Annotated in this window: 13 protein-coding genes and 2 tRNA genes; 8 read left to right on the forward strand and 7 right to left on the reverse strand. The window is 41.9% G+C overall.

The annotated features are described in order from the left end of the window. Positions 1–135: 135 nt before the first annotated feature. Both DWY57_RS07910 and DWY57_RS07915 read left to right on the forward strand, forming a co-directional pair. Complete coding sequence (locus DWY57_RS07910) at positions 136–411, forward strand: DNA-binding protein (protein ID WP_085929906.1); 276 nt, start codon at positions 136–138, stop codon at positions 409–411. A gap of 79 nt (positions 412–490) precedes the next feature. After that, positions 491–1,621: a universal stress protein gene (locus DWY57_RS07915; RefSeq protein WP_119961548.1), complete on the forward strand. Its 1,131-nt coding sequence runs from the start codon at positions 491–493 to the stop codon at positions 1,619–1,621. Between the two features lie 164 nt (positions 1,622–1,785). On the opposite strand, the gene DWY57_RS07920 is transcribed toward DWY57_RS07915, so the two are convergent. After that, positions 1,786–3,027 (reverse strand): tetratricopeptide repeat protein, encoded by a 1,242-nt coding sequence (locus DWY57_RS07920; protein ID WP_117601672.1) that lies wholly within the window; start codon positions 3,025–3,027, stop codon positions 1,786–1,788. 30 nt (positions 3,028–3,057) lie between these two features. After that, a complete protein-coding gene (gene gyrA / locus DWY57_RS07925) occupies positions 3,058–5,586 on the reverse strand; it encodes a DNA gyrase subunit A (protein ID WP_119961549.1) in 2,529 nt (842 codons plus the stop codon). Positions 5,587–5,887: 301 nt separating this feature from the next. On the opposite strand from gyrA, the gene DWY57_RS07930 reads away from it, so the two are divergent. The 5 genes from DWY57_RS07930 to DWY57_RS07950 all read left to right on the forward strand — a co-directional run bounded on the left by DWY57_RS07930 (position 5,888) and on the right by DWY57_RS07950 (position 13,301). Further along, a complete protein-coding gene (locus DWY57_RS07930) occupies positions 5,888–8,416 on the forward strand; it encodes an ATP-dependent Clp protease ATP-binding subunit (RefSeq protein ID WP_119961550.1) in 2,529 nt (842 codons plus the stop codon). Positions 8,417–8,527: 111 nt separating this feature from the next. Next, entirely contained in the window at positions 8,528–10,576 is a 2,049-nt protein-coding gene (htpG, locus tag DWY57_RS07935; RefSeq protein ID WP_117964562.1) for a molecular chaperone HtpG, read from the forward strand. Positions 10,577–10,756: 180 nt separating this feature from the next. Further along, positions 10,757–13,054, forward strand: coding sequence for a patatin-like phospholipase family protein (locus DWY57_RS07940; RefSeq protein ID WP_117601669.1), 2,298 nt, complete (start codon positions 10,757–10,759; stop codon positions 13,052–13,054). Positions 13,055–13,129: 75 nt separating this feature from the next. Continuing rightward, positions 13,130–13,203: transfer RNA gene (locus tag DWY57_RS07945), tRNA-Arg, on the forward strand. A gap of 24 nt (positions 13,204–13,227) precedes the next feature. Next, positions 13,228–13,301, forward strand: a tRNA-Arg gene (locus DWY57_RS07950). A 382-nt stretch (positions 13,302–13,683) separates the two neighbouring features. Here the strand turns inward: DWY57_RS07950 and dapA are convergent. Next, positions 13,684–14,577: a 4-hydroxy-tetrahydrodipicolinate synthase gene (gene dapA / locus DWY57_RS07955; protein ID WP_087332404.1), complete on the reverse strand. Its 894-nt coding sequence runs from the start codon at positions 14,575–14,577 to the stop codon at positions 13,684–13,686. Positions 14,578–14,680: 103 nt separating this feature from the next. Beyond that, positions 14,681–16,678 (reverse strand): NAD-dependent DNA ligase LigA, encoded by a 1,998-nt coding sequence (ligA, locus tag DWY57_RS07960; RefSeq protein ID WP_119961551.1) that lies wholly within the window; start codon positions 16,676–16,678, stop codon positions 14,681–14,683. Between the two features lie 89 nt (positions 16,679–16,767). On the opposite strand from ligA, the gene trmD reads away from it, so the two are divergent. Continuing rightward, the gene (gene trmD, locus DWY57_RS07965; protein WP_005837186.1) at positions 16,768–17,445 is read left to right on the forward strand and encodes a tRNA (guanosine(37)-N1)-methyltransferase TrmD; all 678 of its coding nucleotides are present in this window, start codon (positions 16,768–16,770) and stop codon (positions 17,443–17,445) included. 93 nt (positions 17,446–17,538) lie between these two features. On the opposite strand, the gene DWY57_RS07970 is transcribed toward trmD, so the two are convergent. The 3 genes from DWY57_RS07970 to DWY57_RS07980 all read right to left on the reverse strand — a co-directional run bounded on the left by DWY57_RS07970 (position 17,539) and on the right by DWY57_RS07980 (position 19,793). Continuing rightward, positions 17,539–18,450, reverse strand: a complete 912-nt coding sequence (locus DWY57_RS07970; protein ID WP_117601667.1) for a dihydroorotate dehydrogenase — start codon at positions 18,448–18,450, stop codon at positions 17,539–17,541. Then, positions 18,438–19,214 carry a dihydroorotate dehydrogenase electron transfer subunit gene (locus DWY57_RS07975; RefSeq protein WP_117601666.1) on the reverse strand — a complete coding sequence of 259 codons (777 nt, stop codon included), beginning with the start codon at positions 19,212–19,214 and terminating at the stop codon, positions 18,438–18,440. Before DWY57_RS07975 ends, DWY57_RS07970 begins: the two co-directional genes overlap by 13 nt. A 117-nt stretch (positions 19,215–19,331) precedes the next feature. Then, positions 19,332–19,793: a helix-turn-helix transcriptional regulator gene (locus DWY57_RS07980; RefSeq protein WP_117601665.1), complete on the reverse strand. Its 462-nt coding sequence runs from the start codon at positions 19,791–19,793 to the stop codon at positions 19,332–19,334. Positions 19,794–20,389: the final 596 nt, after the last annotated feature.

A 20,389-nucleotide genomic window follows, 5' to 3' on the forward strand; every position in this document is an offset into this window, starting at 1 on the left:
AAAATGATTATTTTTTGGAGAGGCAATATTCTTTTTGAAAAAAGATAAAGAAATAGTTTGTTTTATCCTTTTTTTTCCTTAAGTTTATAGCGTGATAATAAAAAATACAGAGTATTAACCATTAAATTTATGAATATGAGAACAATAACATTTAATGAATTACGTAAGATTAAAGACTCATTGCCTAGTGGTAGTATGCATAGAATAGCCGATGAACTTGGACTGAATGTTGACACTGTAAGAAATTTTTTCGGTGGACACAATTTTAAGGAGGGGAAAAGTGTTGGGATTCACTTGGAACCTGGACCAGATGGTGGATTGGTTATGATTGATGATACTACTGTTTTAGAGCGAGCTTTAAAAATTTTAGATGAAATGGCAGGTAAGACTGAAGAAGCTGTTCGAGCTTAAGAAGAGAAAGTTAGAAGAATCCCAATTGCTGACAACAATTGGGATTTCTTATTTGTTTTAATCTCAAAATCAATGATATATGGAAGATAAATTAGTTACTTTGGCAATCTTAACGTACGCGAAAGCTCAAATATTGAAGAATGTTCTTGAAAATGAAGGTATTGAGACTTATATCCACAATGTAAACCAGATACAACCAGTTGTTTCTTCTGGTGTACGTGTGCGTATTAAGGAGAGTGACTTACCCCATGCTCTGAAAATTACTGAAAGTTCTGCATGGTTATCTGAAGAGGTAGTGGGGGGGAAGTCACCTAAACTGGAGAAGATTAGTAATAAAGTGCTAATTCCAGTGGATTTTTCCAATTATTCTTTGAAGGCTTGCGAGTTCGGTTTCAATTTCGCTCAGAATATAGGTGCAGAAGTTGTTTTGCTACATGTTTATTTTACTCCTATATATGCAACTTCTTTGCCATACGGAGATGTATTTAACTATCAGCTAAGTGATGAGGAGAATGTAAGGAGTATCTTACAAAAAGTTCATGCTGATTTGAATGAATTATCTGATAAAGTAAAAGAGAAGGTAGCTTCCGGCGAGTTTCCAGATATTAAATATACTTGTGTTTTGCGTGAAGGTATTCCTGAAGAAGAGGTACTCCGCTATACCAAGGAATATCGGCCACGCATTATCATAATGGGAACTCGTGGTAGAAATCAGAAGGATATTGATTTGATTGGCAGTGTAACAGCTGAAGTGATTGAACGTAGCCGTGTACCGGTATTGGCCATTCCTGAAAATACTCCATTCAAGCAATTTTCTGAGGCTAAGCGTATTGCATTTATTACTAATTTTGATCAACGTGATTTAATAGCTTTTGATTCGCTAATAAATAATCTGAAATCATTTAAGTTTTCAGTGTCTCTGATACATCTTTCTGATGTTCAGAATACATGGAATGAAATAAAACTGGCTGGTATTAAGGAATATTTTCAAAAACAATATCCACAATTGGAAATACACTATGATGTGGTAAAGAATGATAATCTGCTTAGTAGTTTAGACAGTTATATCAAGAGTAATCATATTGATATTATGACATTAACTTCTTATAAAAGAAATATATTTTCGCGCTTATTTAATCCTGGTATTGCCAGAAAGATGATTTTCCATTCTGATACACCATTGTTGGTAATTTACGGAAGACCGAAATAGTTTGATCAATATCAGGATTATGTTTAATATAATGCCGGGATAATTTAATCTAATTTTAGTTCTTCTTCTCTCTCACTTAAGAAATAATATTCTTTACTTTCTTTCAGAATAATAAAAGCCTAATTAATAATTTAATTAGGCTTTTATTATTCTGAAAGAAAGTATTACATCAACTTTTCAATTTCTTCGAATTCAGGGCCCATCTGCAAATTATAATACACTCTATATAGACCATTTAACCATAAATCTTTTTGATCAGGTTTCAGTTCTCTTGCCTTTTCATAATAAGGTTTTGCCTTTTCATAGAAAGTCTTCAGAGTAGCTTGGTCTTCTTTATACTTAGGATCATTAATATCTGTAGTTGCTTTTTCTGAGAAATCTTGTGCTTGTAAGCAGTAAATTAAACCTAAATTAGAGTATGCTTCTGCATAATTAGGATCTACTTCTATAGTTTTCTTATAGAATTCAATAGCTTTATCATAGTCCTTCATATTGTGATAAAGGTAGCCTTTTACATACAAATAGAATGTATTGTTAGGATCTTTAGCCAACATATCATCAGCAAACTGCATAGCCTCGTCATATTTGTTGTTATTGCTATAATAATCAATCAAATGACCGAAGAAGAATGAATGTTCAGGATATTTCTGGATACCTTCTTTCAAAGAAGCAATCCATTTAACAGTATCACCTTCGGCTTTCAATGCAGTAGAGATAAATTCCATAGCGTATTTCCCAACTTCTTTATCGTCTTGTGCATAAGGAGCATACTTCAAAATACTAGGATAATCTTCCATCTTAGCAGCTGCTAAACTTGCATAATATGCTATTTGAGGTAATACAGTATCTGTTTGTAACAGATTTTCCTTTTCAAACATCGGGTTGATAGCAATATCAATGTAGGTTGCAAAGAAATCCAACGCTTTTTTATTGTCTTCCTTGGCTGCATCGCCTTCTTTTTGTGAGGCCAAATTAAAGAATTGGATGCCGCCATTGATCAGATTACCGCGTTCTGCTAAAATTGTAGCAGAATTAGATTTTCTATATTTATTCTTGATTTTGCCCTTTTCATTGGGAATTTGTGCTAATTCGTCACATTTGAAGTAGAATTTACACATGTTTAATGCACTATTATATACCTGAAGAGTGTCATAAGGTTTTCTCAGATAGGCATTTTCCATTTCTTTCTCACTTCTTTTTCTTTGGATAAGACCTGCTACATCCCACGTTTCGGCATTGTCCTTTGTTTCGGGATTAGTTAAAGCTTGATTTATCAGTTCCTCTGCTTTGGCAAAGTCAGGATTTACTCCGTTAGCAATACTTTTAGCCTCTTTTACGTTCTTTTCTTGGGCGAAAGTAAAACTTGCGGCAAGTAGTAAAACCATTGAAAATAATACTCTTTTCATGATTGTAGAAAATTTAAATTAATATTATGTCTATTCTTCATTTTCACTGTTTACCTCGTTCTGAGGGCTTTCAAGGGTATTTTCTTCCCCCTCCTCTATAAGTTCCTCTTCATTTTCTGAAGTGACTTTACATACAGAGCCAATTTCGTCATTACGTTTCTCAAGGTTGATTAGGCGTACACCTTGTGTAGCACGTCCCATGATACGAACATCGGCAACTTTCAGACGGATGGTAATACCGGATTTATTAATAATCATCAAGTCATTTTCATCTGTAACAGACTTGATCGTTACTAATTTACCCGTTTTATCGGTGATATTCATTGTTTTCACACCTTTACCTCCACGATTGGTTTTGCGATAATCTTCAATATCCGAACGTTTGCCATATCCTTGTTCCGATACAACCATAATTGTTTCCGCCTCAGGATCTTTGATGCATATCATACCTACTACTTCGTCTTGACCGTCCTCATCCAATGTCATGCCACGTACACCGGTGGCAGTACGTCCCATAACACGCACAGCACTTTCATGGAAACGAATGGCACGTCCGTTACGGTTGGCAATGATGATTTCATTGTCGCCGTTTGTCATACGCACTTCGATTACACGGTCGTCTTCACGGATAGTGATAGCATTTACACCATTTTGGCGAGGGCGTGAATACTGCTCAAGCAATGTTTTCTTAATGACACCATTTTTGGTACAGAACAATACATAATGGCTGTTGATAAACTCTTGGTCGTTCAGGTTCTTCACGCGCAAATAGGCGTTTACAGCATCGTCAGAGTCGATATTCAACAAATTCTGGATGGCGCGACCTTTCGAATTCTTAGTACCTTCAGGGATTTCGTATACCTTCAGCCAGTAACATTTACCTTTCTGTGTAAAGAACATCATGGTATTATGCATGGTTGCAGGATAAATATGCTCTACAAAGTCTGCATCGCGGGTTTCGGTACCTTTGGAGCCTACCCCACCACGGTTTTGCGCACGGAATTCGCTCAGCGGTGTACGCTTGATGTATCCCATGTGTGAGATGGTGATAATCATTTCATCATCTGCATAGAAGTCTTCCGGATTGAATTCTTCTGATGAGTAGACGATTTCTGAGCGACGTTCGTCACCATACTTCTCTTTTACTTCAATCAGTTCATCTTTAATGACTTTGCGGCAGAGTTCGTCATTGACAAGGATCTCTTCCAAATAAGCAATCTGCTTCTGAATTTCCTCATATTCGGCGTGCAGTTGGTCTTGCATCAGGCCTGTGAGCTGGCGCAAACGCATTTCAACAATAGCACGTGACTGAATTTCACTGAGTTGGAATCGCTCCATCAAACCAGATATCGCATCATTCGGTGTTTTAGCAGCACGGATAATCTTAATTACTTCGTCGATATTATCAGATGCAATGATTAATCCTTCCAGAATATGTGCACGTTCTTTGGCCTTGCGCAAATCGTACTGAGTACGGCGGATGACTACGTCGCGTCTGTGCTCAACGAAGTATTTTATCAAATCTTTTAGATTCAACAGACGTGGACGGCCATGTACCAATGCAACATTGTTCACACCAAAAGATGTCTGCAGCATTGTCATCTTGTAGAGCTTGTTGAGTACAACGCTGGCATTTGCATCACGTTTTACATCAATAACGATACGCATACCTTCACGGTCGGATTCGTCATTAGCATTGGCAATACCTTCAATTTTCTTTTCGTTGGCCAAATCGGCTATATTCTTAATCAATTCAGCTTTGTTGACGCCATAGGGAATTTCTGTCACAACGATTTTATCGTGCGTCGAACCAGTCTCAATTTCGGCTCTAGCACGCATTATGACACGTCCGCGTCCCGTGAGATAGGCTTCGCGAACACCGTTCATACCGTATATATAGCCTCCGGTCGGGAAGTCGGGAGCTTTAACATACGTCATCAACTCTTCTATATCGATGTCATTATTTTCGATGTATGCAATACAAGCGTCAATAACCTCAGATAGATTATGAGTCGGCATATTGGTAGCCATACCTACAGCAATACCAGATGCACCATTTACCAAAAGATTTGGAATACGGGCCGGCATGACGGTAGGCTCTTGCAAAGAGTCATCGAAATTGTTCTGCATGTCAACAGTCTCTTTTTCAAGGTCTGTCATCATGTCTTCACCAATTTTTCGCAAACGGCACTCGGTATAACGCATGGCAGCAGCGCTGTCACCGTCTACTGAACCGTAATTACCTTGTCCGTCTACCAACATGTAACGCATTGCCCAAGGCTGAGCCATACGTACAAGAGCTCCGTAAACGGACGAGTTGCCATGAGGGTGATATTTACCTAATACTTCACCTACAACTCTGGCTGATTTTTTATAAGGTTTGTCGGAGGTATTTCCCAATCCCATCATTCCGAAAAGAATTCTTCGGTGAACGGGTTTAAAACCATCTCTAACATCCGGAAGGGCACGTGAGACAATGACCGACATAGAGTAGTCAATGTACGATGACTTCATTTCCTCCTCGATGTTAATCTTTATAATTCTGTCTTGTTCAAGCATTTAAAAAGATTATTAATTATACATTTTCGGGTTCGTGAAAAACCACGCTAAAGTACTGCTTTTTTACGATATACAAAAGTTTTCCTCCATAAACTTTGTTGCCTGCGGCATAAATATAGAAGTACTCCCTCCTTTCCTCCCCAAGTTGCCATTAATATATAAGGTATAAAATGGAAAAACAGATTTGAAATTTGTGGCACGGGATTTGTATACTATTAAATCAGTTAAATATGATACGTTGAATTAATAAATGCGTATCTTTGTCGTGGATAACCTTTTTAATTGAGGAGAATTATAAAATATGAACAATCAATTTTCACAAAGAGTTTCAGACATAATTACTTATAGCAAGGAAGAAGCCAATCGATTGAGAAATCGTTATATTGGTCCGGAACACCTTCTGCTCGGCATGTTGCGTGATGGCGGAGGAAAAGCTATTGAAATATTGTTGAAACTTGATATAGATTTAAAACGAGTAAAAAGTCGCCTGGAGGGTTTCCTGAAAGATGCCGAGGACGATACTCTCTTGCCGGACGCTGAAGTGCCCTTGTCCCCGATGACGGCTAAGATATTGAAGATGTGTATGCTTGAAGCGCGTTTGCTGAAAAGTGCAACTGCCGATACGGAACATGTATTGCTGGCTATCTTGAAAGACGGAGACAATCTTGCTGCAACTGTTTTGGAAGAACACCGGGTGGATTATCAGGCTGTATTTGAACAGCTTTCGATGAAATCGACCAATCCGAATGCGGGAATGGGATTCGCTGAGGATGATGAAGAGGATGAAGAAGACATGAGTATGTCTCGCTCCTCCCGTACTGGAGGGGCTGGTTCGGCTTCGGCTGCACAGACTGCATCCAGAAAGCCGTCCAATGATACCCCCGTGCTGGACAATTTCGGCGTAGACATGACCCGGGCTGCCGAAGAAGGCAAGCTGGACCCGGTTGTGGGTCGCGAACGCGAGATTGAACGTCTGGCGCAAATCTTGAGCCGCCGCAAGAAGAACAATCCGGTGCTTATCGGTGAACCGGGCGTAGGAAAATCTGCCATCGTAGAGGGTTTGGCATTGCGTATTGTGCAAAAGAAAGTTTCGCGCATCTTGTTTGAGAAGCGCGTGGTGATGCTTGATATGGCCTCTGTGGTGGCGGGAACAAAATACCGTGGTCAGTTTGAGGAACGTATCCGCTCCATTATCAACGAGTTGCAGAAAAATCCGAATGTCATCCTTTTCATCGATGAAATCCATACAATTGTAGGTGCCGGTGCTGCTGCCGGTTCCATGGATGCTGCCAATATGTTGAAACCGGCTTTGGCGCGTGGTGAAATCCAGTGTATTGGAGCTACCACTCTCGATGAATACAGAAAGAATATCGAGAAAGACGGTGCTTTGGAACGTCGTTTCCAAAAGGTAATTGTAGAGCCTACCACAGCTGAAGAAACGCTTCAGATATTGAAGAATATCAAGGAGAAGTATGAAGACCATCATAACGTGAGCTACACGGATGAAGCCCTGGAAGCATGTGTCAAGTTGTCAGCACGCTATATAACCGACCGCAACTTTCCGGATAAAGCTATTGATGCTTTGGACGAAGCGGGTTCGCGTGTGCATTTGACGAATATTAATGTTCCGAAAGAAATTGAGGAGCAGGAAAAGCTGATTGAAGAGGCACGTGGCTTGAAGGCTGAAGCTGTAAAATCACAGAATTTTGAGCTGGCTGCCAGCTACCGTGACCGTGAGAAGGAACTTTCTGTCCGCTTGGAGGAGATGAAGGTCGAGTGGGAAGCCCGTTTGAAGGATGACCGCCAAACGGTAGGCGAAGAGGAAATAGCCAATGTTATTTCGATGATGTCCGGTGTACCCGTACAGCGCATGGCGCAGGCAGAAGGACTTAAACTGGCCGGAATGAAGGAAGAACTACAGGCGAAGGTGATAGCTCAAGATGCTGCGATAGAGAAACTTACCAAAGCAATCTTGCGTAGCCGTGTAGGGTTGAAAGACCCGAACCATCCCATCGGAACCTTTATGTTCCTTGGCCCTACTGGTGTGGGTAAGACGCATTTGGCAAAGCAATTGGCAAAATATATGTTTGGCTCTGCCGATGCCTTGATACGTATCGATATGAGCGAGTATATGGAGAAATACACCGTATCTCGTATGATTGGTGCCGCTCCGGGATATGTGGGCTATGAGGAAGGCGGCCAGTTGACTGAAAAGGTTCGTCGCAAGCCGTATTCCATTGTCTTGCTGGATGAGATTGAGAAAGCTCATCCGGATGTGTTCAACATCTTGCTTCAGGTACTGGATGAAGGTCGTTTGACTGACAATTATGGCAGAACCATTGATTTCAAGAATACGGTTATCATTATGACCTCCAATATCGGTACGCGACAGTTGAAGGAATTTGGCCGTGGCGTAGGTTTTACGGCGCAAAACCGCACGGATGACAATGAACATTCACGCAGCGTGATACAAAAGGCTCTGAACAAGACCTTTGCTCCTGAATTTTTGAATCGTTTGGATGAAATCATTACTTTCGACCAGCTCTCCTTGGAGGCCATCACAAAGATTGTGGACATTGAGCTGAAAGGCTTGTACGAACGGGTTGAAGCAATTGGTTACAAGCTGGTTGTGGAGGATGATGCAAAGACATTCCTTGCTTCGAAAGGGTACGATGTACAGTTTGGTGCGCGTCCATTGAAGCGTGCTATTCAGAACCACTTGGAGGATGGACTTTCCGAGCTGATAGTGGCGGCGGAGTTACAGCCGGGTGATACGGTAAACGTATCAGTAGACAAAGAAAAAGACGAGTTGAGCATCAAGAAGGCATAAGCTGTTCTTTATAAAAACCGTCAAAATGTCAGTCCTTATGGGCTGGCATTTTTTTTGTGCTATATCTGCCGGAATAATTAAAAATATAAATCTAAAAAATATAAATGTAGTATGCAAAAAGGTAATATTGGGGTAACTACTGAGAATATCTTCCCCGTCATTAAAAAGTTCTTGTATAGTGATCATGAAATTTTTCTCCGTGAGTTGGTTTCTAACGCGGTTGATGCTACACAGAAGCTGAAAACACTCTCCTCTATCGGTGAGTTCAAGGGTGAAGTTGGCGATTTAACCGTACGTGTTTCGCTGGGAAAAGATACCATTACAGTGTCCGACCATGGTATAGGTCTTACGGCTGAAGAAATAGACAAGTATATTAACCAGATAGCTTTCTCTGGCGCCAATGACTTCCTTGAGAAATATAAAAACGATGCCAACGCCATCATCGGCCATTTCGGATTGGGTTTCTATTCGGCTTTTATGGTTGCCAAGAAAGTCGAAATCATCACTAAATCCTATCGGGAAGGCACCCAGGCTGTAAAGTGGACATGCGATGGCAGTCCGGAGTTTACGATTGAAGACACTGATAAGGCAGAACGTGGTACGGATATCGTTCTTTACATAGACGATGACTGCAAGGAATTCCTTGAAGAAGCACGCATCTCCTCTTTGTTGAAGAAGTATTGCAGTTTCCTCCCTATTCCGGTTGCATTCGGCAAGAAGAAAGAATGGAAAGACGGCAAGCAGGTTGAAACTGCCGAGGATAATATCATCAATGATTCCAACCCGTTGTGGACGCTGAAACCCAGCGAATTGAAAGATGAAGATTATAAGAAGTTCTACCGTGACCTTTATCCTATGTCCGACGAACCTTTATTCTGGATTCATCTGAATGTGGATTATCCGTTCCACCTTACCGGTATTCTGTACTTCCCTAAAGTGAAAAGCAACATTGAGTTGAACAAGAATAAGATTCAGCTCTACTGTAACCAGGTATATGTAACGGATTCGGTGGAAGGTATTGTTCCTGATTTCTTGACCCTGCTGCATGGTGTGCTCGATTCACCGGACATTCCATTGAACGTTTCCCGTTCTTATCTGCAGAGCGATGCCAACGTGAAGAAGATTTCTACATATATCACGAAGAAGGTGTCAGACCGTTTGCAGTCTATCTTCAAGAATGACCGTAAACAGTTTGAGGAAAAGTGGAATGACTTGAAAATCTTCATCAACTACGGAATGCTTACGCAGGAAGATTTCTATGATAGAGCCAAGGATTTTGCCCTTTTCACCGATACAGACAGCAAATATTATACTTTCGAAGAGTATAAGACGTTGATTAAAGATAACCAGACGGATAAGGATGGAAATCTGATTTATCTGTATGCCAACAATAAAGATGAACAATACAGCTATATAGAGGCCGCTACGAATAAAGGATACAATGTGCTGTTGATGGATGGACAGCTGGACATTGCGGTGGTGAGCATGTTGGAACAGAAGTTCGAAAAGGTTCGCTTCACTCGTGTAGACAGCGATATTATTGATAATCTGATTGTCAAGGAAGACAAGAAGAATGAAGCGTTGGAAGCCGGCAAGCAGGAAGTTCTTTCTTCCATCTTCAAGAGCCAGTTGCCCAAGATGGATAAGACGGAGTTTAACATCACGGCGCAGGCTTTGGGCGAAAACGCCACTCCTATCATGATAACTCAGAGCGAGTACATGCGCCGTATGAAGGAAATGGCCAATATTCAGGCTGGAATGAGCTTCTATGGCGAAATGCCGGATATGTTTAACCTAGTATTGAATTCAGACCATAAGCTGGTGAAGGAAGTGCTGGCAGATGAGGACAAGGAATGTGCTGCTGCCGTTGCTCCAGTTCAGGCAGAGATGGATGAAGTGAACAAGCAACGTAATGAGTTGAAAAAGAAGCAGGAAGGAAAGAAAGATGAGGATATACCGACTGCCGAAAAAGATAAGGTAAGTGAGCTGGATAAGAAGTGGAATGAACTGAAAACGCAGAAAGAAGGTGTCTTTGCCGATTATGCAGCCAAGAATAAGGTTGTCCGTCAGCTGATAGATTTGGCACTGTTGCAGAATGGTATGTTGAAAGGTGAAGCTTTGAACAACTTTGTCAAGAGAAGCATTGACCTGATAAAATAAGTCCCTTTAAATTTGCATTTAATATATGCAAGGGTATTGTGATTCTTCAGAGTCGCAATACCCTTTTTTATTCATTTTCACCAATTATAAAGTGATTTTCTCCGTTGAATACGGCATTTTTAGAAACTATTGTTTATATTTGGGGCAATGAACATTTATCTTACTCGGAATCGCATAGTTATGAAAAGAGTTTTATTGTTTTTGTCGTTTCTTCTATGTACCTTTGTTTTACAAGCTCAGAAAGTGGGGCTTGTATTGAGTGGCGGTGGAGCAAAAGGCATGACTCATATTGGCATTATCCGGGCTTTGGAAGAGAATAATATCCCCATTGATTATATAACCGGAACCTCTATGGGAGCTATCATCGGTTCGCTGTATGCTATGGGGTATTCTCCGGACGATATGGAGGCGCTCTTGCGCTCTCCCGACTTTAAGCGTTGGTATTCGGGTAAAGTGGAGCCCAAATACGAGTATTATTTTAAAAAGAATCGTCCTTCACCGGAATTTTTCAATATCCGTTTCGCTTTTAGAGACTCGCTGCATATAAAGCCTCAGATACTTCCCACAAGCATGGTCAACCCCATACAGATGAATCTGGTATTTGTGGAATTGTTTGCACGCGCTACGGCTGCATGTGGCGGTAATTTCAACAAACTGTTTGTCCCCTTTCGCTGTATAGCATCCGATGTGTACAATAAAAAGCCATTGGTATTGGGTAAAGGGGATTTGGGGGATGCGGTACGTGCTTCCATGAGCTTTCCATTTGTCTTTAAACCGATAGAAATAGACAGTACACTTGCTTATGATGGCGGTATTTATAATAATTTCCCTACGGATGTGATGCGGGAAGATTTTCATCCGGATGTCATTATTGGCAGTGTGGTGGCGGCAAATCCCGGTAAGCCGAAGGAGAATGACCTGATGAGCCAATTGGAGAATATGATTATGCAGAAGACCGATTATTCCATTCCGGACTCATTGGGTATAGTCATGACCTTCAAGTACGATGATGTCAACCTGTTGGATTTTGACCGTCTGCAGGAATTGCACGATATAGGCTACAACCGTACTCTTAATATGATGGATTCCATCAAAAGCCGTGTTCACCGTAGGGTGAATGCTGATAATGTGCGTTTGAGGCGCCTTGTCTTCCGGAGTAACCTACCTCAATTCCGTTTCCGGGATATTATTATTGAAGGGGCGAATGCCCAACAGCAAGCCTACATCAAAAAAGAATTCCATGATGAGGAGCATGAAGTCTTTACTTATGAAGACTTGAAGCGCGGGTATTTCCGTTTGCTGGCAGATAATATGATTTCGGAAATAGTTCCTCACGCAGTGTATGATTCGGAAGCCGATTTATATCAGCTGCATTTGAAGGTGAAGATGGAGGATAATTTTTCCGTGCGTCTGGGGGGCAGTGTCTCTACCACGAGCTCAAACCAAATCTATTTGGGAGTAGGATATCAGAACTTGAATTATTATTCCAAGGAAATAACTTTTGACGGTCAGTTGGGTAAGATTTATAATAATGCACAGTTGATGGGTAAGATTGATTTGCCTACCCGCATACCTACATCCTTTCGTTTTATTGCTTCAATCAGTACCTTCGATTACTACAAGAAGGATAAGTTGTTTTCCAAGAATGACAAGCCTTCATTCAATTCAAAAGATGAGCGCTTTGTGAAGTTGATGGTTGCCTTGCCGTTTCTGGCCAATAAGCGTGCGGAGTTCAGTCTGGGGTATGGCCAACTGGAAGATAACTATTTTCAATCCAGCGTAATAGATTTCGATAAGGACCGTTCGGACAGAAGTACATACAAACTTTTGGGAGGTTCCATCGGTTTCTATGGGAGTACCCTAAATACGCGGCAATACGCGACAAAAGGTTATTTGGAGAAGCTGATAGCCCAGGTCTTTACCGGGAGGGAAAGATTTGAACCTGGGAATCCGCAAGAAGGGTACAGTCCTTCCCCGCAAGAACGGCAATCATGGTTGCAAATTTCTTATATGAAGGAGGCATATCACACAATGGGACCGAAGTTCACCTTGGGATGGATGGCAGAAGCACTGTATTCGTCGAAAAATTTTTCTGAGAATTATACGGCAACTATGATGCAGGCAGGAGAATTTGCACCGACTCCACATAGTAAACTGATGTACAATGAAGCTTTTCGTGCCAACCAATATGTGGCTGCCGGCATCAAACCGATATATGTTTTGAATGATATGTTCCAGTTTCGGACAGAATTTTATGGCTTTACGCCGATTTTTCCGATAAAAAAGAATGCATTGAATAAAGCGTATTATGGAAAAGCATTCTCTCGCTTTGAGTATATGGGAGAAGTTTCTGTTATTTGTCATTTGCCCTTCGGAGCCATTTCTGCTTATGTAAATCATTATAGCTCACCGAGAAGGGAGTGGAATGTGGGGATGACAATCGGCTGGCAGTTGTTTAATTATCGCTTTGTCGAATAAATTTCTTCAAAAAAAGTTTGTATATTGTTTGCTAATTCGGAAAAAGTACGTATCTTTGCACCCGTTAAACAAAGAGGCCGCGTAGCTCAACTGAATAGAGTAGCTGACTACGGATCAGCCGGTTACAGGTTTGAATCCTGTCGCGGTCACAAGTTTTCATAATTTTTTTTAAGGGTCGCGTAGCTCAACTGAATAGAGTAGCTGACTACGGATCAGCCGGTTACAGGTTTGAATCCTGTCGCGATCACAAAGGATCTCCGCAAGAAAACTTGCGGAGATCCTTTGTGTTTACAGCTATGGGATATAGTTGATGTTCTCCCCTTGTATGGCACTGGCGCGTGTTTTGCTAAGTAAAACAAACTGTTCAGTATTGTGAACTAATAGATTAGCTGAAATAATAGTCTTGTCTTGATTGAGCTAGAGACGTCTTTTTCTCGATTTAACCAGATGTCTTTTTGCTTTATAACGTAATCAGTAGACTGTTTTGGGATTATTGTACTGATAAATATAGTCACATAGGAAAAAAAGAAGGAGTTAATTCCGTGTTTCCACAAAATTAACTCCTTGCATAGCTGATATTAATATGTTGTATACTGGAAATTAATATCCTATAGGGGCGGTATAAGACCTTAGCATTTGATGTTCAATTCATCCAGAATCTTGCGCATGGCTTCGAAGGTGGTGATTCTGGTCGGTACCAATGGCAGGCGGAGCTTGTTCTCAATCATTCCCATTGCGTTCAGCATGGCTTTTACTCCGGCAGGGTTGCCGTCTACAAACAGAAGCTTGAATAATTCGGCAAATTTGTGGTGAATGGTCAATGCATTGGCATAGTCCCCTTGCAGTGCCAGACGTACCATACGGCTGAACTCACGCGGGAACGCGTTTCCAATGACCGAGATGATGCCGACGGCCCCCAAAGTAATCAGAGGGAAGGTGATGCCGTCATCGCCCGAAATAACGTCGAAATTGGCCGGTTTGTTTTTGATGATGTCGTCCATCTGCGTGATGTCGCCCGAAGCTTCTTTGACGGCTATCACATTCTTGAAATCACGTGCAATGCGCAGGGTTGTTTCCGCCTTCATGTTCACGCCGGTACGACCGGGGACATTATAAAGCACAATCGGTAAATCCGTTGCTTCAGAAATGGCCTTATAATGCTGATATATACCTTCTTGCGATGGCTTGTTGTAATATGGAACGACGGATAGAATGGCATCTACTCCGGTGAAATCGTCATTTTTCAGTGTTTCCACTATGGCCCGGGTGTTGTTTCCACCTACGCCCAGCAGGATAGGAATTCTTCCGTTCACTCGCTCGATGACCATTTTCTTGATTTTCTTTTTCTCTTCTTCAGTCAGAGTCGGAGTTTCTGCCGTGGTGCCGAGCACACATAAAAAGTCGGTATTGTTTTGAAGTTGATAGTCTACCAAACGCATCAACGCATCGTAATCAACGCTTTCATCCTCTTTAAATGGAGTAATCAGCGCTACCCCCATTCCTTTCAATCTTGTCTGTATCATGAGTATTATAAAGTAATCTCTAATTAAATGACTCGCAAAAGTACGAATTTTTTCGATTTACCCTACAAATATAAGCCATAAAAAAGCTTTTTGTGGAAATTTGTTAGGATAGCAATGCCAAAAACTCATCTTCGCTCATAATCTTTACTCCCAGTTTCTGCGCTTTCTCCAGTTTGGCAGGTCCCATATTTTCTCCGGCCAGGATAAAGCTGGTTTTGGAGGAGATGCTTCCGACGTTTTTCCCCCCGTTCTTTTCAATCATCTCTTTGTATTCGTCCCGTGAGTGGTGGGTGAATACGCCGCTGATGACGATGGACTGGCCCGCCAGTTTGTCGGTGTATCCGCTGAGGTCTTCTTCTGTCCGGTGGAGTTGCAGACCGTTCGATTTCAGCCGTTCCACCAGCTCTCTGTTGGCAGGATTGGAGAAGTAAGTTATAATGCTCTGCGCTATTTTTTCACCGATTTCATCGATGTTTTTCAGCTTTTCGAGGTCCGCGTTTTCCAGCTCTTCGATGTCCGTAAAGGACTTGGCTATTTTCTTGGCAACCGTTTCTCCCACGAAGCGTATGCCCAGTGCAAAGAGCACTCTTTCGAATGGCACTTCTTTACTTGCCGCAATACCGTTGACTATGTTTTCTGCCGATTTTTCGCCCATCCGTTCCAGGTTCTTGATGTCGTCGGTTTTGAGCCGGTATAAATCTGCAGTATCTTTTATCAGTCCCAATCGGTAGAACATATCTACAGTTTCAGGTCCCAGTCCGTCTATATTCATGGCTTTGCGGCTGATGAAATGCTCTATCTTCCCTTTAATCTGCGGAGGGCAAGCGGTTTCATTGGGGCAATAGTGGGCTGCTTCTCCTTCAAAACGTATCAGTTTGCTGCCGCATTCGGGACAATGGGTGATGAATTTCACTTTTTCACCGATAAGCATACTGCGGGCATCCTTATCGACACCGGTTATTTTGGGGATGATTTCACCGCCTTTTTCCACATACACCATGTCGCCTATATGCAGATCCAACCCCTCGATAATATCTGCATTGTGCAGGGAGGCACGTTTCACAATGGTGCCGGATAGTTGTACGGGGTCCAGGTTGGCGACCGGAGTCACTGCACCGGTGCGTCCTACCTGGTAGGTAACCTTGTTCAATCGTGTTAGTGCCCGTTCTGCCTGGAATTTATATGCGATGGCCCATCGGGGAGACTTGGCTGTGAATCCTAAATTCTTCTGCTGCCTCAAGCTGTTGACTTTTAGTACAATACCATCAGTAGCCACCGGAAGGTTCTTACGCTCCGTGTCCCAATAATTGATGTATTCGAAGACTTCCTCCAGGCTGTGGGCTTTTCTGGTGTGCTCTGATGTTTTAAATCCCCAGCTGGCGGCGGCTTGCAGATTCTCGTAATGGCCGTCGCAGGGCAATTCTTCTCCCAATAGATAGTAGAGATAAGCATCCAGCTTTCTGGATGCTACGATGGCGGAATTCTGCAATTTCAAGGTACCGGAAGCAGCGTTGCGCGGATTGGCGAAAAGCGGTTCCTCACGTGCTTCCTTTTCCCGGTTCAGTTCTTCGAAAACCACCCAGGGCATCAGGATTTCCCCTCTGATTTCGAATGACTTAGGATAATTCCCATGGAGGACCAGCGGAATCGTCCGGATTGTCTTTACATTGTCCGTCACATCATCGCCCTTTTCGCCGTCGCCACGGGTGACGGCACGCACCAGTTTGCCATCCTCGTAAGTCAGTGAGATGGAAGTACCGTCATACTTCAGCTCGCAGCAGATTTCAAACTCCTCGTTCAACGCTTTTTTTACCCGTTCGTAAAAGTCGGTCACTTCGTTTTCGGAATAGGTGTTTCCCAATGAAAGCATGGGATATTTGTGTGCCACTTGTGTGAAGTTCTTATTTAAATCACTTCCTACGCGCATCGTGGGCGAATTATCATCTTGGTATTCAGGATGTTCTTTCTCTAAATCTTGTAGCTCGCGCATCAGGTCGTCAAACTCCTTGTCGGATATTTCAGGAGCATTCAGCACATAATAATTGTAGTTGTGCTGGTGTAATTCCGCACGGAGCTGGTCTATTTTTTCTTTTACAGTCATAGGGTTTTCGGATTGTTTGAACGCAAAAATACGGGTTTCTCCCCGAATATTTGTACTTTTGCAGCTTGAAATAGCTAAAATAAAGTTATATGCGCATTGACATTATCACAGTTTTACCGGAGATGATTGAGGGATTCTTCAACTGCTCCATCATGAAACGTGCTCAAAATAAAGGGCTTGCAGAGATACATATCCATAATCTTCGTGATTATACGGAAGATAAGTACCGTCGTGTAGACGATTATCCGTTTGGTGGCTTTGCCGGAATGGTCATGAAAATAGAGCCGATAGAGCGGTGTATCAACGCTTTGAAGGCTGAGCGGGATTACGACGAGGTTATCTTTACCACCCCCGATGGTGAGCAGTTCAATCAGCCGATGGCAAATACTCTTTCCCTTGCCCAGAATCTCATCATTCTCTGCGGGCATTTCAAAGGGATAGATTACCGGATTCGCGAGCATCTCATCACCAAGGAAATCAGTATCGGTGACTATGTGTTGACTGGCGGAGAACTGGCGGCTGCTGTCATGGCAGATGCCATCGTCCGTATCATTCCGGGAGTGATTTCCGATGAGCAGTCTGCACTTTCAGATTCCTTTCAGGACAATCTGCTGGCTGCACCGGTCTATACGCGTCCCGCTGATTACAATGGATGGAAGGTTCCGGATATTTTACTTTCTGGACATGAGGCCAAGATTAAGGAATGGGAGCTGCAACAGTCATTAGAAAGAACCCGTAGACTGCGCCCAGATTTGTTGGGAGAGTAAGTTTACTGATGTAAATAAAAAGAAAAAGGACATTCGTCAATGAATGTCCTTTTTTGTGAATATATATTGCGAATGGCAATCTCTTGTTATTCTTTATACCTCAAGTGCACCGATAATGTCCTTTACAGACTGATAACCGTGTCTGTCGAGATAGTCATTTATTCCTTCTACCACTTTCACCGTAACCGCCGGATCAATGAAGTTTGCCGTACCAATCTGGATGGCGGAGGCACCTGCAAGCATGAATTCCACAGCATCTTTCCAGTTCATGATACCTCCCAAGCCTATGACGGGGATTTTTACCGCCTTGGCCACTTGCCATACCATACGTAAGGCAATGGGTTTCACAGCTGCACCAGACATACCACCGGTTACAGTGGAGAGTATCGGACGCCTGCGTTCCGCGTCTATAGCCATTCCTAGCAGGGTATTGATAAGGGAAACGCTGTCTGCACCGCCATTTTCGGCTGCGCGGGCTATTTCGGTGATGTCGGTAACGTTCGGTGAGAGCTTTACGATAAGTGTCTTTTTGTAAACTGAGCGCACGGCTTTCACCACTTCTTCTGCTCCTTTGGCGGTAACACCGAATGCCATTCCTCCTTGCTTCACATTGGGGCAAGAGATGTTCAACTCTATGGCAGGAATTTTGTCAAGTTCATTAATGATTGCGGCTGTTTCGGCATAGTCTTCGATGGCAGAACCCGAAACATTTACAATCATGTTGGTCTGAATGTCCTTGATGCGGGGATAGATGTGTTCAACAAAGTAATGTACACCCTTATTTTGCAGTCCCACAGCGTTTAACATTCCCGAAGGAGTCTCTGCCATGCGCGGATATGGATTGCCTTCACGTTTGTGAAGGGTAGTTCCCTTTACAATTATACCACCTATTCGCGATAGTTCGATGAAATCGGCGAATTCTTCACCATATCCGAATGTTCCGGACGCAGTCATCACCGGATTATTCATTTGTAATTCACCGATATTTACATTTAAATCTGCCATAATAGTTTGTTTATATTAAAAACCGGACCTTCTTTACATACACACAAATGGCCTTCCGTGGTATTTTCCACACAGCATAGACAAGCGCCTATGCCACACGCCATCATATTCTCCAGAGATACTTCGCAACTGATGCCTTTACTTTTGGCATACTTTGCTACTGCCATCATCATCGGTTTGGGGCCGCAAGTATATATCTGCTCAAAGCACACCTTATTTAATATGGAGTGTTGCGTTACGTATCCCTTCTCTCCGTGGCTGCCATCTTCGGTGGTGGTATACACCTCGCCATAGGCGGCAAACTGTTCCAATTGAAGCAAATCTTTGTCACTTCTGGCACCCAGCAGGAAGGTTGGCTTGCAGCCTCTCTTGGCGAGCTGTTCGCCTAAATATAACATAGGAGCTGTACCTACACCTCCACCTACCAATAAGAGCTTGTCTGAGGGCTTTTCAGGCATTGTGAAGCAGTTTCCCAGCGGAAGCACTACATTGATTATGTCGCCTGCTTTTGCTTCGCCTAATCGCTTGGTTCCGTCACCTACGAGTTGGATTAAGAACCATACTTCGTTCCGTTGTCTATCTACATAATTGATGGAGATGGGGCGGCGCAAAAAAGTGGCAGGCGAACCGTCCACACGAATCTCTGCAAATTGTCCCGGAAGCATTTCCGGAAGTGGGGACGGAGAAGTCAGCTTCAACAACACATAGTTGGCATGCAAGCGGAGGTTCTCTGTCACTGTCAGATCTAAAATATACTTTTTCATATCTATAAAGAGGGATGTTTTTCTTTCGGGTGCAAAGATAGTGTAAACCGAGTGCAGAATAAAACGAACCCGTTTCTTTTTTATGCTGGGGCGTTAGTCTATTTCCATTCTCATTCCTTAATTTTCCGGTTTGAAAGTCTCGTAGGTATTGTCATCAAAGAAAATTCTTATTTCAGTGATTTTTCTGGGAGGTCTTTCTTTGTAGATAATCTCTTGTCTTACAATCTCTTTAGGTGCTTTTAGAGATGTTTCTAATGCAATTTCCTTGCGATTTTCAGTTTCATCCGGCCCTTTGGTCAGGTTTTCCGGATTCTCAGCGAATAAAGGATAGTCGAATCCATCGTTTTCGGGTGAATCCGGATTATTACTCATATTACCTTTTCCGGTAAGCAGCCACTCCAAGTTTATATCATTGTAGCGTTGATGTAATCGGAGAATAACTTCCGTACTTGGATATTTGTTACGCGGACCCAAGATGTGGGAAATGGTGGCTTGGGCCACGCCAATACTCTCGGCAAAAGCTCCTGCTGTCAGTTTCTCCCGGTCCATAACCATTTTGAACCTATCTTTTATACTCATGGTTTATGTGTTATTACAATTGTACATGCTATTTATTGGATTACAAAAGTAAAAAAATGACATCACAAAAGCAAATTAAAAATGTGATATTTTATGATTTACAAATGAAATGTTATTATTACAATATTCATCATTACAAATGCTATAATACAAATCATGGGTAAAATAGATATTTATTTTAAGTTTAATAAAATGGCATATTTATCTAATTATTAGTGTATTATATTGGTGATTTCTGATAATAAATACTATATTACATTTGTTTGTCGTTTATTTTATATAAAATATAATCTAATAATTTGATTAATCATTGTATATAATTTATATACATCTATTTATTGCTTGTAACTACATGGGTTAACCCCTACTCTATCATTTTTGTAAACTAATAGTTTACGATGTTGAATGTCGCTTATTACATTTGTTTTTTAGATGTAATATTACATGTGTTATAATACACTCGTCATATAGATATATATGTAATGTGTTGAATTCACAATAGTCAATTATCCTAGTTGTGTATTACAACTATTGTACTCTTGAAAAGTGTAGCAGATTTCTTATATGACGATTTAAAGCTGAATTGCTCCATCTCT

Source organism: Bacteroides sp. AF25-5LB, assembly GCF_003602965.1.
In the GTDB taxonomy this organism is placed as follows: Bacteria; Bacteroidota; Bacteroidia; order Bacteroidales; family Bacteroidaceae; genus Bacteroides; species Bacteroides uniformis.